Here is a 16,494-nt window from a genome sequence, read left to right as displayed (position 1 = left end):
TGACTTATTTGCCTATTTTATTACTTAATTGGTTTAACGTCTTTGAAAAGTACATCATATATTTCTTCATATGACTTAACTGGAATAAAGTTAATTTGTGCTTTAACTTCTTCAGGAATATCTACTAAGTTCTTTTCATTACCTTTAGGAATAAATACAGTTTTTACACCTTTTTTGTAAGCAGCAAATGATTTTTCTTTTAGTCCACCAATTTCAAGTACTTTACCTCTTAAAGTAATTTCACCAGTCATAGCAACTTTAGGTGAAACTGGTTTTTTACTTAAAGCACTAATTAAAGCAGTTGTAAATGTTACACCAGCACTTGGACCATCTTTAGGAACAGCTCCTTCAGGAACGTGAACGTGGATTTCATATTCATCAAAATCGAAGTCTTTGATGCCGAATTTTTCAGCATTAGCTCTCACATATGAAAGAGCAATTTTAGCTGATTCTTGCATAACTTCTTTTAATGAACCAGTTAAGCGAATACCAGGTTGTTTTGATTTAAAGGTTGATACTTCAATTTGTAAGGTTGTACCACCAATTGATGTATATGCTAAACCGTTAACTGATCCAACTTGAGGTTCTTGTTCATTTTCAGGGTCACTAATTTTTGGAGTTCCTAAAAATTCTTTAGCAATATCTTCAGTAATTACAAAATCTTTGATTTTCTTGCCTTCAACAATTTGAGTAACAATCTTACGAGCAATTTTATCTAAGTTTCTCTTAAGAGAACGTACTCCAGCTTCTGCTGTATAGTGTTTGATAATAAATTCAACAACTTTATCATCAATTTGGAATTGTTCAGGTTTTAAACCAGCTTGTTCAATTACAGCATCAATTAAGTGTTCTCTAGCAATTCTAATTTTTTCATTAGTTGTGTAACTATTTAATTCAATGATTTCAACTCTATCTAATAAAGGAACTGGAATGTTTTCATAATAGTTAGCTGTTGCGATGAATAATACTTTAGATAAGTCGTATTCGTGTTCGATGTAATTATCTTGGAATTTTGAATTTTGTTCAGGGTCTAATACTTCAAGCATAGCCGAAGCTGGATCACCTTTAATGTCGCTTGCCATTTTATCAATTTCATCAAGTAAGATTAATGGGTTTGATACTCCTGCTTGTTGAATTGCTTTAATGATTTTACCAGGCATAGCACCAACATAAGTTTTTCTATGACCTCTAATTTCAGCTTCATCATGAACACCACCAAGGCTAATTTTTACATAGCTCTTATTTAAAGCTTCAGCAATAGCACGAGCTAAAGAAGTTTTACCAGTACCAGGAGGACCAACTAATGTAAGAATAGGAACATTATTGAATTTAGTTTGAACTTTTTTGTTATCTTCATTTTCTCTAAATAAAGATAAATCAATTTGAGTTTTATCATCAATATTAATAAGTTCTTTTTGAGCAGCTTGCTTGTTAATGTTCTTGTGGTTAATAATTAATGATAAGTATTCAATAATACGTTCTTTAACTTCTTTAAGTCCATAGTGGTTTTTATCTAGAATGTCTCTAGCTTTTTTAATGTCTAAGCTTTCAACTTCAACTTTTCTTCAAGGCAATTTCTTGATTTGGTTTAAGTATGTAGCTAATATATTAGCTTCAGGACTAGCTGACATCATGCTCTTAAGTTTAACTTTTTCCGTTTTAATTAGTTTTAAAACTGATTCTGGATAAATTTGTTTAAGCACAGGGTCTTTAATAATCTTTGTGAATTCTTCATCTTCTTCATCAGCATTTTCATCATTTTCGCTTAATGATTCTTTAATTGCTTTCATTTTTTCACGAAGCAAGAATTCTTTTTGTTGCTTATCTAAGTTGTTTTTTATTTTTTGATTTAATTCAGTTTCTAAGATTTCATCAGTTATCATATTTTTAACTTCAGCATCATTTGAATTAATTGTAATATCAGGGTTTGTAGCAGAAGTGATGATTCTAGCTAAATCTCTTAATTCATCATCGAATGCTAAATTAATATTTACACGTTTCTTGTAGTTATCCATAAGTTGTTTATTGACAACTTCATAGTTTGACATAACAAGTGAATGAAGAAAGTCTTTTTCTTTTTTAAGTGTAATGGTTGTATAAATTTCACTCTTTTTAACATTTTGAACAGCTTCTTCAAGAGCCCTGATTTCAAAACCTTTTTTCAATGTTTTGAGGAATCTATCAACTAAATCAACAACAGTTACGAAGAGTGTTCTTAAAATAAGAAACTTTTCTTGAGCACTAACACAACGGTAAATTTCATATGATAATCTTGGAGTTACAGCTACAAAATCAATTAACATTCCTAAGAATGAAATAGCTGGGTTTGCTGTAAACATATTTTGGTATTCATTAATTTTATCACTAGCAATTTGTTGTGTGATTTTCATTATTTTTTCAATTGGATATAAGTTAATAAACATGTATGCAAAAGTAATCTTAGTTCATTCAAGATTATTTTGGGTAAAGATTTCCATTAAACCTTCAATTTCTTCCATATATGGTTCAAGTTGTTCTGCCTCATGTTCAGGTTTTAAAGGTGGAATCTTTTTAACTTCTAAGCTTAAAACATCTCTGAAAGTAACATGTCTATGATTTTCTAAAGTGTCGAAATCAACTGTTTTACTGCCGGTTTTGGTTTTTGCTTTAATTGTTACACCAAGCACATCATATTTACAAATTGCTTTAACAGTCATAATGTAAATATCATTTTTTTCATCTTTTGTAATATTTGTAATTTCACATAATGTTGATGTATCATCGAGATCATTAATTGATAAAAGATTTAAAACATCAAAATATGAAAAGCCTTCTTTATCATTATCTATATAAAGAGGGAATGAAGATAATAAATCATCTGAATCTGTATAAGCAAGTAAAACTTTTTCGTTGCCTTCATCTTTATTTTTTTGTTGGTAACTAGCATACATTTCATCAATCTTTAAAGCTTGTTTCATTGTTGGATCACTAATGATTAAGCTTACTTCTTGACTGTCTTTTAAGAGTTTAGTGTTATAGGTTGGATTGAATTGTTTTTCTGCTGGATATTGTCTATTAATATCTAAGAAGATAAATTTATCAATTGTTTTAATAACACTAGATTTTTGAGTTCCTTTTTTTGGCATAGTAACTCCTCCATTCTATAAATATATATAATATAAATATTTTAGCACTCTTTTAGGTTAATTGCTAAATTTTTATTTCAAATTCGTTATTTTTAGCTAAATTGTGTAATAAATTAGGAAAAACGCTTAATTTTATTCATTATTTTTGTTTAATTACAAAGTTAACAATTTTATTAGGTACAAAAATTTGTTTAAGAATTACAGCACCTTCTAATCATTTAGTGACTGCTTCTTTAGCCTTAGCTAAAACATATTCTTCGTTATTATCCTTGGTTGAAATTTTAATTTGACTTCTGATTTTACCATTAACTGTAATACCGTAAATTACTGAATCAACAACAAGAGCATTTTCATCAATTGTAAAATCTTTTAAGTTTTCTAAATTAAATAATTTATCACTTAATTCTCAAGCAATATGAGGGGCAAAAGGTTCAAGTATGTTTAAAGCTACATAGAAAAATTCTAGTCATAATTTTTCGTTTTCGACTTTTTCATAGGCATTAAATACTTCCATGATTCAAGCGATTAAAGTGTTAAAAGCATATTCATTACGACGATCGTTATAAATATTTTCTTGCTTAATAAGAGCTTGATAAAGCTTCATTCTAGCTTCTTTTTCATTTTCATTTAAGCTATCTTTATCAAAATTTCTAAAGTCTTTATCAGCTTTAATTGATGTAGCTTTTTCATATAAACGATTTAAAAATCTAAAGCAACCTTCAACACCATCATCTGATCATTCGAGTTCTTTAGTTGGAGGAGCAGCGAATAGAATAAATAATCTAGCTGTATCAGCACCACATTTATTAATTAAGTCCATCGGGTCAACAGTATTGCCTTTTGACTTAGACATTTTTGAACCATCTTTAAGTACCATTCCTTGAGTTAATAGGTTATTAAATGGTTCTCTAAAGTTAATATAACCTAAATCAGCCATTACTTTTGTGAAAAATCTTGCATAAAGTAAGTGTAAGATAGCGTGCTCAATTCCACCAATATATTCATCAACTGAATTTCAGTATTCAACAGATTTTTTATCTAAAGCCACTTTTTCTCTTAATTCAGGTGGACAAGTATAACGTAAGAAATATCAACATGATTCAAAGAAAGTATCAAATGTATCAGTTTCTCTAGTTGCAGCACCATTACATTTAGGACATTTAGTTTTCATTCATTCTTTGTTAGTTGTTAAAGGATTACCAACACCAGTGAATTCAACTTTTCTAGGTAATAATATTGGTAAATGACTAATTTTTTCAGGCACAATTCCACATTTATCACAATGAACCATAGGAATTGGAGCACCCCAATATCTTTGACGACTAATACCTCAATCTTGCATGTTGATTCTATTAGTTTCTTTAAGTTTGCTTAAGTCAAATTTATTAGTTTGTCTTGAAATTTTAATTTTGTTAGCTTCAGCAAATTTTGCATAGCTTTGTAATTTTTCAGTATCAATTAAAAGAGCATTGTTTTTAACTCCAAGCGAAGCAAAGTCAGAAACATAAACATTGAATAATTTAGTTTCATTATTTTCTAAATAAATTTCTACTGGTAATTTAACACATAATTTATTAGCAAAGTTTTTATTAACAGCAGCAATTTTAATTTCATTAATTTGTTTGATTTCTTTAGTGTTTAACATTTTATTTTTAATTAATTCATCAACTAAATCATGGTTAGCACTGACTACTAAAAAGTCAATGTTATCTAATTCTCCAACGCCTTTAATGAAAATATTAATGGTGCTTTTTACCTTATCATTTTTTACTAAAAAGTTTGTTTCATAACCATTTTCGTAATTTATTCAGTTTCTTTGCATGCTTAAAACTTTATCAGGTCAGTGAGTTCTAAGAAGTTCTAAATCATCTTGTAATTCTTTAGCATATGATCTAATCTTAAGGTAGTATTGTTCCATTTCTTTTTGTACAACTGGTTCATCACATCTTCAACATAAACCATTAACAACTTGTTCGTTGGCTAAAACTGTTTGGTCTTTTTCACATCAGTTCAATAAAGCTTTTTTACGGTATACTAAACCTTTTTCTCACATCTTGATAAAGATTTCTTGTTCTCATTTTGTATAGATTTCATCACTAGTTATACATTCATATTTTCAAGCAAATGAAAGTCCTAATTCTTTAAAATTAGAATTCATTGCATCGATATTTTTGTAGGTTCAATCCCTAGGGTGAATTTGGTGTTTTATAGCCGCATTTTCAGCCGGAAGTCCAAAAGCGTCTCAACCAAATGGGTATAAAACGTTAAAGTTTTTACGGCGGTAAAAACGTGATAAAGCATCACCTAAAGTATAGTTTTTAACATGTCCCATATGGATATTGCCTGAGGGATAAGGGAACATGCTTAAGATATACTTTTTAGGTAATTTATGATCAGCAAAAGGTTCATAATAATCATTTTCTTCTCAATAAGCTTGTCATTTCTTTTCAATTTCGCTTGGGTTGTATTTTGACATCTTAACTCCTTTAATAAATAACCTTAAAATAATTGGGCACTTTGCATAATGTAATTATTTTTCTTATTTAATTTTAATATTATAAATGTAAATATAGAATTTAATATAAGATTAATTAAATTAAAACTACCATAAATTATAAAAGTACCTAAGAAGTAATTATCTACATTTAAAAATAAGCCTCTAATTTTGTCTCAATTTTTAATCATGCTTTGATAAGTTGCAGGCTCATTGCCTAAAGTATTAAACAATTTAAAGTATCAAGGCGTAAATAAAAATGTGTTAATAAATAACAAAATTAAAGTAGCTAATACGGTTGCTAAAAATAATTCTAGAATTAATCAATTTATGTTTTTAACATGTATTTTTTTAAAAAATAATGAAAATAAATAAAACAAGGATACAAAAATCAGCTGCGCGCAAGCTAAAATAAAATGTCCTAAGACTCCAATTAAGCTATAACCTAACGAGCCATAACTTGGACTAATTGCGAATAAAATTAGGATCACTATATATGCATAAGGCAGTCCAATTCAAAAAGCTAGAACTGCTACAACAGTTAGTGAAAAATCAAATTTTAAAAATGATGCTAAAGGGAATGTTAAAAACTTAGAGCAAAAGAAATTAAGCACTAATGCTATAGCTAGTGAAATTCCGCTTAAAGCTATTTTATAGGTAGTTTGCTTCGAATAATAAATTTTAGACATTATTTTGTACCAAAAATTCTATCTCCTGCATCGCCTAAACCTGGTTCAATATATTTATGTTCGTTAAGTCTTTCATCAAGAGCTGCTAAGTAAATATCAAAGTCTTTTCCAAATTGTTTTTCGACATTTTGAACACCTTCTTTAACGCCTACTAAGCATACTAAACTAATGTTAGTGAAGCCATCCTTTTTAAGTCTTTGGATAGCATCCACAGCACTATTACCGGTTGCTAACATTGGATCTACTACAAAAATATAGCTATCTTTAGGAACAACTGGCAATTTATAAAAGTATTCATGTGGTTTATGAGTTTTTTCATCACGATACATACCGATGTGTCCTACTTTAGCTTCAGGAATTAGGTTAAGCAAGCCATCAACCATTCCTAAACCAGCTCTTAAAATAGGTACAAAAATTATTTCTTTATCAAAAGTATAGCCTTCATATTTTTGATTTAAAGGTGTTGTGATTGTTCTTTTCTTACTTTGATAATTTCTTAAGATTTCAAAAACCATTAAAGAAGCAATTTCATTAAGGTTTTTACGGAACACTGAATGATCAGCATTTTTATCTCTCATATTTGTTAATTTAATTTTAATGAGAGGATGTTCTAAAACATGTAACATATTTGCTCTCCTAATTTTATTATTTATTATTAATATATTAATAATACCTTATTTTATCGTTTCATGTCATAAAAGGCATATGAATGTAAAAAATATGAAAAAAGTAACCATATAAGGTTACTTAATCATTATTCATCATCATCGTCTTTGATTCAATTAATTTCATGTTTTGCATTTGGAGTACTTGTTGGACCTGGTTCGCCAGTAAATTTAGTATCATCATCTAATGGAACTTCGCTAGTTGGAGTTCATTGTTGTGATGCAATATTTTGTTGGAATTGTTGATTTTTAGCAGTTTGTTGACCTTTTTGTTGATAGTTAGAATTGTAATTTGGTTGTGAAATAGTCATAGTTTGAGTATTTTCGCCACCATTTTGCATTCTTCTTTGTTCTCTAACTTGAGCATTTTCAAGTGGAATAATAAAGTCAGCTCTAATTTCAAAACTGTTAATTGTTTGTCCATTAACTTCTCTACTTGTTGTGATAATTGGACCTTCAAGTGCTACAAGTGAGCCTTTAGGCACATAGTTAGCTATAAATTCTGCATTTGATCTTCAAGCTACAAATGGAATAAAGTCAGTTACATCGTCGTTGTTAGGTACACTTCTATTAACTGCAATTGATCCTCTTAAATATGAAATGCCTGAACTAGTTTTAGCAATTCTAGGATCTTTAGTTAATCTACCAATAATAAATGATTTGTTGTAATTCATCTTGCTCCTTTATTTAATTTAATTATTAATTAAATTTTATCAAATTTTGACTCTTTTTGCTTTAGGTAATCACATTTTATCACTGCTTTTAATATCATAAGTTTCATAGAATAAATCTAGATTTTGAACTTGTAAATTAGCTCTAAGTTTAACTGGTGCGTGGACATCGCTAAGTAAAAGCATTTGAGCAGTTTCTTTTTTGAATTTACCTCTTCAAATTTCAGCTCAGTTATTAAAGAAATCAACAGCATTAAAATCTTTATTAGCTCGTGCAGCTTCTAAAGCACAAGAGATACCACCAGCATCTGCGATGTTTTCTGAAACTGTTAATTTACCATTACATTTGCCAAATTCTGTTTCTTTATTATCAAAGAGTTCAACCATAGCTTGAGCTTTTTGATTAAAGGTTTTAAAGTCTTCTTTAGTTCATCATGAATTCAAGTTTCCTTTTTCATCAAATTGAGCTCCATTATTATCAAAAGCATGACTTATTTCATGAGCGATAACAGCACCAATGCCACCATAATTTGCCGATTCTGATTGTTTTATAGAGTAAAAAGGTTTATCAAGAATAGCTGCAGGGAAAACAATATGGTTCATAAAAGGATTAAAGTAAGCATTAACTTCAGCGGGTGACATACCTCATAAATTCTTATTTACAGATTGTTTATATTTAGCCATTTCATATTTAGCAAATGTCATATTCATATCAATTAAGTTGCTAATAATGTTGCCACCTTTTTTATAATTCTTAATTTTGTAAGAACTATAATAACTTTGAATTTCAGTTGGGTAACCAACATGAACACCTAAGGCAGAAAGTTTTTCAATAGCTTTAATTTTGGTTGCTGAACTTAATCAGTCATTATTAAAGAGTCTATCTTTATAGATATTAATCATTTTTTGAATCATTTCTTCAACATCTTTTTTAGCTTTTTCACTAAAACGTTCTTTAGCATAATAAGTTCCAAAAGGAATGTTAAATTTGTTGTAAGCCAAGTAAAATGCTGCTTTTTGTTTACTTGAAGGTTTAGCTTGACCACTAATAACTCTATTAAATTCACTAACAATTAATCTTGATTCTTCATTTAAAGCGCTTGAATAACGAATAATCATTTTTAAAAACATTCATGATTTAATATTTTTAAAATTATCTTCATTCACTAATTTATCAATGTTATCTGCGAATTTTGGATAATAAACATTGATTTTTTCAATTGTTTGTTTATTAACAAGTTTTTCTAAAATTGGCTTGTAATTAATATTTTTTGAAGATTTTAAGAATTTATCATAATCATATGGATTATATAAACTTATATAGTTAGACATTTCTAAAGCACTAGCACTATACTCAACTAAACTAAATTCAAAATTTAATGCTTCATTAATAATATTTTGATTTTTATCTTTATCATCAAAATAAAAACTTAACAATTTTTCAGACATTTTTCTAAATGCTGTTAATAAAATTGGTTTCATTGGATTAGCATCATCATAATATGATTTTTCAGGAAAGATTAATTCAGGTCCAGCAAACATTAAAATTTGATCATCCGAGTTTTTAAAATCTTGTCCAATTCCAAATTCAAAAGGTAATGGATAGCCTCTATTAAATAAGTATTCATATTTTTCTAATAAGTCATTAAGATTTCTAATTTCAAGAATTCTTTTTAAGTATGGCACTAAAGGTTTAACACCTAATTCTTCTCTTTTTTCAAAATCTCTTGTCATGTTTGCAAATTCCACATAGTTCAAAATAGTATTATCTTGAATAGCATTTTTAACATTTAGTTTTTCAATTAATTCTGTTGTTTCTTTCATTAATGCTTTTTCATTTTTAATAGCCATTTCATAAAATGAACCAGTTGATCCACGGTCTGCTGGAATTTTTGCTTTTTGAATTCATTCATAATTTATTGCTTCATAAAAGTCATCTTTTAAACTTACTTTTTTGTTTTTGTTATCTTTAATTGTTGCCATGTTTTTCTCCTTTTTTATTCTCTTATATTAGATAGCATATATAAACAAGCTGTTTCAGCACGCAGGATAAATTTTCCTAAAGATACTATTAAACAGCCATTTTCTTTAGCTAGTTCAACTTCTTCTTTTGAAAAACCACCTTCAGGTCCTACAATAATAATTGAATTTGTTTTTAGTTGTTTAATTTGGTTTTGTGTATCTTCATTTTCATAAGCTAAGTATTTTGTATAGTCTTTATATTGAGTTAAAATCTCGCTCAAAGTCATAATATTTGAATATTCAGGTATTACATTTCGAAAACTTTGTTCCGCAGCATTTTTAATAATTTCTTTAAATCTATCTTCTTTTTTCTTTAAGTCATATTTAACTAAAGTTTGATCAGTAAATTTTGTATTCATTGGAATAATTTTAGTTGCTCCAAGTTCTACTGCTTTTTGTAATAGTCATTCATACCGCTTTATTTTTATAATTGGAGCAGCTAAAATCACTTCATTTTTATATTCATGAAAAATATCTTCTTTTTGAACTATTTTTGCTTTTTTATTTTCCAAAAAACATTCATAAAATTGACCTTCATAATTACATAAAAAGTGGTCTTTTTCTAATCTAGCACTTTTAATGTGATTTAATGTTTCATCATTCAAAATGAAGTAATTATCCTCTTTTTTATCGACAAAAAATCTATGCATTTCACCTTTCATATTTAATATTATGTTTAAATTATAATTTAAATTAGTGATTTTGGTATTATATGTGAAAAAAATATGAATAAGTTCAGCACATAGTAAGGCAAAATGATACGATTAGATTTTATTCAGAATGCTGAAAAAAGCTTAATTTAAATCATAAAGATTACCAACTATTATTTGCTTTTAACTAATTAAAGTAAAGATGCTATAACGAATTATATTTTTCCAAAAACAACTATAAAATAGAATAAAAAAGAGAGAAGCCCTTTAACTTTCTCTCATAAATATGTAATAAAATGTTCGATTATAATTTTATAAATTTGTCGTTTAATGCAATATAAAAAGCATTTGTAAGTCTATTTACTGTTACATCAATATCGATATCTTTATTTTTATAAATTAATCTACGAGTTGGAGATCACAAACCACCATGAGGTGTAATCTTTTTTAGTTCATCATCAACCGAGAGCATTAATTTACTAAAACCTGAATAAATACCAATAGTACAATTATCTAGTTTTATTTCTCTATATTTTAATAGAAACGAACAAATAAATAAAACACCAAATATGAAAGCTAAACCTAAAAATGAAGAACATAGCGAAGTAAGAACTTTCGACCAGTCTTTATTTTTTAAAAATGCTAAGCCAAAAAAAGAACCCTACTGAAATGAATAAAGCTATTAAAGCACTTATTCCAAATGTTAGTTTTATTTTAAATATAAATTTTTTTACGTTTGATTTCATAAGTAGTTATTTTATATTAATTGCTTTAAAAATTGATTAAAAAATTCAAGTTTTAGTTCAAGAGTTTTAATCTAATAATTTCATATTTTAACACTACCAAATAGTGATTTTGTTCCTATAAAAAAGTTGTTTTTATACATTTATAATGTTGTATAATTTGTTTATAAATAAAAAAGGAGAAAAACCATGAAAAAGAAATGATTATTAAATTTAGCGGGAATTGCTACATTCTTACCTCTTGTTGCTTCCGCTTGCAATAAAACATCTGACAATAATAACCCTAATGGCGGTCAAAATTCAGGTGGCAACACAGGGGGAAACTCAGGTGGAACCTCAAGTGAAACAGATAAAATAAACTGAGATGATGCGAAAGCAAATATAACAATTAAAAATAACAAACAACCTAAAGATTTATATATCGATGAAGTTTCAAAAAACGACTTTGAAATTTCGGTAGCTAATGGGTTCAAAGGAACAATTAAAGACATTAAAATTGAAAATAACAAAGTTATTGTTTCATATGAATTATCTAAAGGAAATGAAACTAAAGAATTTACAAAAGAATTTACTGGTTTTAAAGAAATAAATTGAAATGATGCTCAAGTATTTTTTGAATTTAAAGATAATAAGAAAGCTTCAGATTTTACAATAGATCAAATTGGTTTTGATAATATTGATGATTTTTTAGACTATGGAGCTAAAAATAAAGATTTTCAATTCTCAATTTTATCTACAGATAAAGATGGAACTGTATTAAAAATAAAATATTTATTAACTTTCGGTTCACGTACTAAAGAAGAAATATATGAAATACCTGGATTTAATCCATCTACTGTTGCATGAAATGAAGCTGAAGTTGTTATTAAAAATGCTGATGAATTAAGACGAGAACTCCCATTAAGTGTTGATTGACAACAAATTCACTTAGTAGATAAATCTTCTAATAAGTTTGAAGCGCGTATCTTGAGTCAAAGCTTTTTAATTCCAGATGATGATAAAGGTGAATTAACTATACAATATGTTTTAACGAAAGATTCATTGACTTCAGGTATTAAGGAAATTAAACTTACAAATATGAGAACTGTTACTAATTCAATTGATTGGTCACAATACACGGATAAAATAAAAGAGGAAATTAATCCATATAATAATAAAGAGGATTCATTACCTTCAGAATATTTTGTATTGCCTGACACATTATATGTAGAGGGAAGTAATGAAATTGAAGTTGTTATTGAAATTTCTGGACATGGATCACTTATTCCGAACGACAAAATGGGAACATTGATTGTTAAATATCGTTTAGAAAATGCTACTACTGGTGAAATTTCACCATTATTTGAATATGTAATGACAGGTTTCCTTACTACTTCACAATCGAAGTTAAGAGAAATATTAACAGAGTATGTAGAAATTAAACCTCTTAAAGATTATGGATTTGAACATGCAGCTTGTGATGTAATGCCTAAAGATCTTGAATATGTTTATAATGGAAACGAAAAGAATCTTAAAATCGAAATATTAGAAACTAATGCTCAAGAACATGAAAGATATGTTAAGGTTAAAGTTAAATTAACACTTGATGGAATTCAATATATTGGTACCAAATCTGTTTGAGGCTTTATGACTAAAGATGAATATATCAATAGACCTCTTAAATATACAAGCACTGATGGAAATACTTATACTTTAAAAAATGGCGTAGTTGTTAGCGTTGAATGAGTTAATAAAGAGAATATAGTTATGCCTAAAGAAGCTACACAACTTAATAAAACAGCTTTTGAAAACAATAAAGAAGTTGAAACTATTGAATTAACTAATGTTGAAGTATTAGGAAGAGAATCACTAGCAGATTTAACAAAACTTCAATCAATTAAAGGCGATAAGCTAAAAAAGATTTTAGCTCGTACCTTTATTGGCAACAAAGAATTAACAACTATTGATACACCTAATGTTATTTATGTAGAATCTGGTGTTTACAATAGATCTAGTTTCGATCGTGTAAAATACTTTGAAACATTTGATTCTGATGGTTTAATCATGATTGGTAAAACAGTTATTGCAATGGATCCTGATTCACCAAAAATTAATGTAAAAGATTATAAATTCCCAGATAAAGTTATATCAGTTGGTGGTGGTGTTTTAAAGTATAACGCATTTGAAACTATCGACATGAATAATGTTGAATATTTAGCAGAAGACAACTTTATTGAATGATATTCTAGTCCAATTAAAAAGATTGATTTAAAGAATGTTAAATACCTTTTTGGAGAATTAGGAGTAGGATCAAATAATTTATTCAAAAATCAAAATCTTGAAGATCAATCATTTAAAGAACTTGAAGAAATTAATTTAGGTAAAATCACCGAAATTAGTTCAGAGATGTTAAATGGTTTGAAATCTCTTAAAAAGATTATCGGTAATGAAGTTACAAAAGTTAGCTCTGGAAATGCCTTAACAAATCTTCCATCATTAGAAACAGCAGAAATGCCTAAAGTTGTTGATTTCATTAACAGTCCATTATCATCAGGATCAGAACATCTTATATATCCTAAAGATGGCTTTTATCTATTTGGTGGCAAGCTAATAGGATATAAAGGTGCTGGCGGTGATATTACAATTGCAAAAGGCATTAAAGCAATTGGCTATGGAGCCTTCAAAAATGCTAAGTTAACTAAAGTAAATTTAAGTGATGTTGAAAGAATAGAAGCTTATGCGTTTGAAGACAATCCTGACTTAACTGAAATTACTGGTACAGATCATCTTACATTTTTAGGTAATTATATCTTTAAAGGCTGTCATAAAATTGAAAAATTTGATTACGATAAATCAAAAGTAAAATATCAAGAAAATGAATGATCAACATTTGATGGATCTAATTTACAAAAATAAAAACCAAAAGAAAAGCACAGTTTAACCGCTGTGTTTTTTGTATTTCGAATTTTTCCTAATTAGTCTATTAAACAGTCAAATAAGGTAAATAATGCAATAAAAAAAAGAGCCACATATAAATGTGACCCACTATTAAATTATTATGTTCAAAAGTCAGGTGTTTGATCGCCAATATATTTTTCAGTGTTCATATTATTACCAAGAATAGTATTAGACGAATTAAATTCATCTGTTCCGCCTGAAGCTATGTTCGAATCAGATTTAGAATCTTCATTGAAATAGCTTCCAATTAAACCAGAATGTATTTGTGATTCATCATTAATACCTGTTGCAATAATACTTGTTGCAAAGAAGTCAGCACGGTCATCTGAAGCATTTACTGAAACCCCAATTTTCTTTTGAATTAGATCGCTCTTAGCTCCAAAAGCTTTGTTAATTTCATTAGTTGCTTCATTAATTGCAGCCATTGTTACTTTAGAATCAAAACTAAAGCAAACTAACATCTTTGAACAGCTTTTAATGTCATTATCAAAAAGTTGATTTGTAAGCGCACCAGTAGTTGCTTTAAGAATTTTATCTTTACCTGAACTCTTGTGGTAAGTAATGATTGCTTCCTTACCATTAGTTAAGACATTTTTTAAATCATTAAAGTCTATATTAATATCAATTGGTTTATATAAAATTTCATAAATTATATCAATAGCATTTTTCAAAATTACATTTGAAGCTTTATTCGCATCAATAAAGTTTATATCCGCATAAATTTCACACATTTTTTGGTTAGAAACTAAGACATATGAATCAACATATTTCTTAAGTTCTTCAATACCGGCATAAGCAATTCTTTCTTTTTCCTTACCTTCATAATTATAAGGAGTGTTTACAATTGCTAGAGTAAGGATACCTAACTCTTTAGCAATTTTACATATTACTGGAGTAGCTCCTGTACCAGTTCCACCACCAAAGCCTGCTGTTAAAATTAACATATCAGTGTTAGCTAATATTTCTCTAATTTTATCAGTGCTTTCATTAGCAGCTTGTTCACCTTTTTTAGGATCTCCACCGGTTCCAAATCCTCTTTGATCATTACCTAATGCAAGTTTATTTGTACATTTATTTTTAAATAGAGCTTGTTTATCAGTATTGAAAGCTCAATATTCAATATTTTCTTTGAACTTATCATTGTATAAATGATTTAAAGCATTGTTGCCAGCCCCACCAACCCCAATCACTTTAAGTCTTACACCATAGTCATTGAAATTATCACTATCAGCTTCAGTTATGATATCGTCTTCATTTAGATTATCGTACATAATTATCATCTCCTTTATTTTTAAGAAAGATTATTTTGCATATTAGGTTTTTTAATAGGGAAGATTTTCTTGAAAAAGCTCACTATCTTATTTTTATTAGTAGGAACAGTATCGATTGTATTGCCGAGATTGTGATTTTTAAGTTCGAAGTTACTTAAGATTAAAGTAGAGCCTAAAAAGCTTAATGGTAAGTTATTCATTTTAGCTTCGCTTTGATCAATAACTACAATCTTAACATTTGGATATAAAGTCTTTCATCTGTGAGTAAAAAAGTCGCAGTTTTCACCGCTTAAAATTACCGTTAAATTACTAAAGTCTAAACCCAATTGTTTATTATCGTTATAAAGCTTTTGAATTGAATTATCGACAACGTTTTGCATGTATTTAAAAATTTTAGCATCTTCAGTGTTATGTTGCAAACTTGAAAAGTATTTTCAGCTTTTTAATAAAGCACTAATCTTAATTTGCATCATAGCAAAGCTATCGTTAAAATCTTTTAAACCTTTTTTAAACTTCTTTTCGTCGAGAAGGTATGAGTTCAATAAATAAGCATTATTATTGATAGATGCTATTGAGGTTAAATGACTTCATGTAAAATTAACCATTAATTTTACCTTGTCATCATTCTTTTCAGCACAGATACTTTGAGTTTCGAGTAAAATCTTGTTAAATGTAATTTTTTTAGCCTTAAATATATCTAAAATCTTTACGACAAGTGTATCTTTTGGACAACATAAATATGATTTATAAGCTCTTAATTCTAAACCATTACGATCTTTAGGAAACTCAGCATAACGCTTCGTTTCACCTAATGAATTATCAAGCTCATATAAGAATGTTTGTGCCTTTAAAATGGCGTCGTTTGGATTTCAGTTTTCAGGTTTAGCGCTATTAATTTTTTTCAAAATTTTATCATTAGCAACATTGTCAACTAAGACGTATTCATATTTATTTTGTTTTAGAGAAACACGGTTCTTTTTGGCTAACATATCGCTAATTATCATTGAATAATAAACTCTATATTCATCTTTTTTCTTTTTGTTAAGTTTTGAATAAAGATAATTTTGAGTTTCTTCAATTAAGGTTTCAACATTTTTAAAATTATTAGGAGTTAGATCAATTTGCTTTTGTCAAACTGTAGCATATAATTCTTCAGTTTCTTCAAGCATTTTGAATGAAATATTAGTTTCATTTAGCAAGAATGTCGCATAATATTTTTTCATGATT

At 27.9% G+C, this 16,494-nt stretch carries 10 protein-coding genes and 1 pseudogene; 1 reads left to right on the top strand and 10 read right to left on the bottom strand.

Going from position 1 to position 16,494, the window contains the following annotated elements; all coding sequences use genetic code 4:
- Positions 1-20 precede the first annotated feature (20 nt).
- From lon to ACJA22_RS02715, 8 genes and pseudogenes are all read right to left on the bottom strand, one after another.
- Positions 21-2,027: pseudogene (gene lon / locus ACJA22_RS02750) on the bottom strand (endopeptidase La); the annotation flags it as partial.
- A 1,237-nt stretch (positions 2,028-3,264) separates the two neighbouring features.
- Positions 3,265-5,601: a class I tRNA ligase family protein gene (locus ACJA22_RS02745; protein ID WP_406616753.1), complete on the bottom strand. Its 2,337-nt coding sequence runs from the start codon at positions 5,599-5,601 to the stop codon at positions 3,265-3,267.
- A 23-nt stretch (positions 5,602-5,624) separates the two neighbouring features.
- A complete protein-coding gene (locus ACJA22_RS02740; RefSeq protein WP_406616752.1) occupies positions 5,625-6,308 on the bottom strand; it encodes an MPN527 family putative ECF transporter permease subunit in 684 nt (227 codons plus the stop codon).
- Positions 6,308-6,934: a uracil phosphoribosyltransferase gene (upp, locus tag ACJA22_RS02735; protein ID WP_406616751.1), complete on the bottom strand. Its 627-nt coding sequence runs from the start codon at positions 6,932-6,934 to the stop codon at positions 6,308-6,310. Before upp ends, ACJA22_RS02740 begins: the two co-directional genes overlap by 1 nt.
- A gap of 128 nt (positions 6,935-7,062) precedes the next feature.
- Positions 7,063-7,647 (bottom strand): single-stranded DNA-binding protein, encoded by a 585-nt coding sequence (locus ACJA22_RS02730; protein WP_406616750.1) that lies wholly within the window; start codon positions 7,645-7,647, stop codon positions 7,063-7,065.
- 36 nt (positions 7,648-7,683) lie between these two features.
- Positions 7,684-9,627, bottom strand: a complete 1,944-nt coding sequence (locus ACJA22_RS02725; protein ID WP_406616749.1) for a M13-type metalloendopeptidase — start codon at positions 9,625-9,627, stop codon at positions 7,684-7,686.
- A 14-nt stretch (positions 9,628-9,641) separates the two neighbouring features.
- Positions 9,642-10,328 carry a 16S rRNA (uracil(1498)-N(3))-methyltransferase gene (locus ACJA22_RS02720; protein ID WP_406616748.1) on the bottom strand — a complete coding sequence of 229 codons (687 nt, stop codon included), beginning with the start codon at positions 10,326-10,328 and terminating at the stop codon, positions 9,642-9,644.
- A gap of 292 nt (positions 10,329-10,620) precedes the next feature.
- On the bottom strand, positions 10,621-10,788 hold the full coding sequence (locus tag ACJA22_RS02715) for a hypothetical protein (protein ID WP_406616747.1): 168 nt from the start codon (positions 10,786-10,788) through the stop codon (positions 10,621-10,623).
- Between the two features lie 460 nt (positions 10,789-11,248).
- On the opposite strand from ACJA22_RS02715, the gene ACJA22_RS02710 reads away from it, so the two are divergent.
- On the top strand, positions 11,249-13,954 hold the full coding sequence (locus ACJA22_RS02710) for a leucine-rich repeat protein (RefSeq protein WP_406616746.1): 2,706 nt from the start codon (positions 11,249-11,251) through the stop codon (positions 13,952-13,954).
- A 140-nt stretch (positions 13,955-14,094) separates the two neighbouring features.
- Here the strand turns inward: ACJA22_RS02710 and ACJA22_RS02705 are convergent, their stop codons facing one another.
- Together ACJA22_RS02705 and ACJA22_RS02700 are read right to left on the bottom strand one after the other, a co-directional pair.
- Positions 14,095-15,267 carry a cell division protein FtsZ gene (locus tag ACJA22_RS02705; RefSeq protein WP_406616745.1) on the bottom strand — a complete coding sequence of 391 codons (1,173 nt, stop codon included), beginning with the start codon at positions 15,265-15,267 and terminating at the stop codon, positions 14,095-14,097.
- 20 nt (positions 15,268-15,287) lie between these two features.
- Positions 15,288-16,490, bottom strand: coding sequence for an MAG3720 family protein (locus tag ACJA22_RS02700; protein WP_406616744.1), 1,203 nt, complete (start codon positions 16,488-16,490; stop codon positions 15,288-15,290).
- Positions 16,491-16,494: the final 4 nt, after the last annotated feature.

The organism is Mycoplasmopsis adleri, assembly GCF_045276205.1.
GTDB classification, from domain to species: domain Bacteria; phylum Bacillota_I; class Bacilli_A; order Mycoplasmatales; family Metamycoplasmataceae; genus Mycoplasmopsis; species Mycoplasmopsis adleri.
This window is presented reverse-complemented; position numbering and strand designations above follow the sequence as displayed.